The sequence below is a fragment of the Franconibacter daqui genome (assembly GCF_014644275.1).
GTDB lineage: Bacteria > Pseudomonadota > Gammaproteobacteria > Enterobacterales > Enterobacteriaceae > Franconibacter > Franconibacter pulveris.
The window spans coordinates 1-1,211 of sequence record NZ_BMKJ01000015.1 but is presented as its reverse complement, the minus strand read 5'-3'; the positions used below and the strand labels follow the sequence as shown (position 1 = coordinate 1,211).

The following is a 1,211-nucleotide window of genomic DNA, read 5'->3' as shown; positions in this document are numbered from 1 at the left end:
GTCTCAGGGAGAACTCATCTCGGGGCAAGTTTCGTGCTTAGATGCTTTCAGCACTTATCTCTTCCGCATTTAGCTACCGGGCAGTGCCATTGGCATGACAACCCGAACACCAGTGATGCGTTCACTCCGGTCCTCTCGTACTAGGAGCAACCCCCCTCAATTCTCCAGCGCCCACGGCAGATAGGGACCGAACTGTCTCACGACGTTCTAAACCCAGCTCGCGTACCACTTTAAATGGCGAACAGCCATACCCTTGGGACCTACTTCAGCCCCAGGATGTGATGAGCCGACATCGAGGTGCCAAACACCGCCGTCGATATGAACTCTTGGGCGGTATCAGCCTGTTATCCCCGGAGTACCTTTTATCCGTTGAGCGATGGCCCTTCCATACAGAACCACCGGATCACTATGACCTGCTTTCGCACCTGCTCGAGCCGTCACTCTCGCAGTCAAGCCAGCTTATGCCATTGCACTAACCTCCTGATGTCCGACCAGGATTAGCTGACCTTCGTGCTCCTCCGTTACACTTTGGGAGGAGACCGCCCCAGTCAAACTACCCACCAGACACTGTCCCCACGCCAGATTATGGCGCCAGGTTAGAACATCAAACATTAAAGGGTGGTATTTCAAGGTTGGCTCCACGCAGACTGGCGTCCACGCTTCAAAGCCTCCCACCTATCCTACACATCAAGGCTCAATGTTCAGTGTCAAGCTGTAGTAAAGGTTCACGGGGTCTTTCCGTCTTGCCGCGGGTACACTGCATCTTCACAGCGAGTTCAATTTCACTGAGTCTCGGGTGGAGACAGCCTGGCCATCATTACGCCATTCGTGCAGGTCGGAACTTACCCGACAAGGAATTTCGCTACCTTAGGACCGTTATAGTTACGGCCGCCGTTTACCGGGGCTTCGATCAGGAGCTTCTCTTGCGATAACCCCATCAATTAACCTTCCGGCACCGGGCAGGCGTCACACCGTATACGTCCACTTTCGTGTTTGCACAGTGCTGTGTTTTTAATAAACAGTTGCAGCCAGCTGGTATCTTCGACTGGTTTCAGCTCCGCGAGCAAGTCGCTTCACCTACGCACCAGCGTGCCTTCTCCCGAAGTTACGGCACCATTTTGCCTAGTTCCTTCACCCGAGTTCTCTCAAGCGCCTTGGTATTCTCTACCTGACCACCTGTGTCGGTTTGGGGTACGATTTCGTGTTACCTG

The 1,211-nt window shown here is 53.8% G+C and carries 1 rRNA gene; it reads right to left on the bottom strand.

Going from position 1 to position 1,211, the window contains the following annotated elements:
• Nucleotides 1–1,211: ribosomal RNA gene (locus tag IEX01_RS21415) — 23S ribosomal RNA — on the bottom strand; the annotation flags it as partial.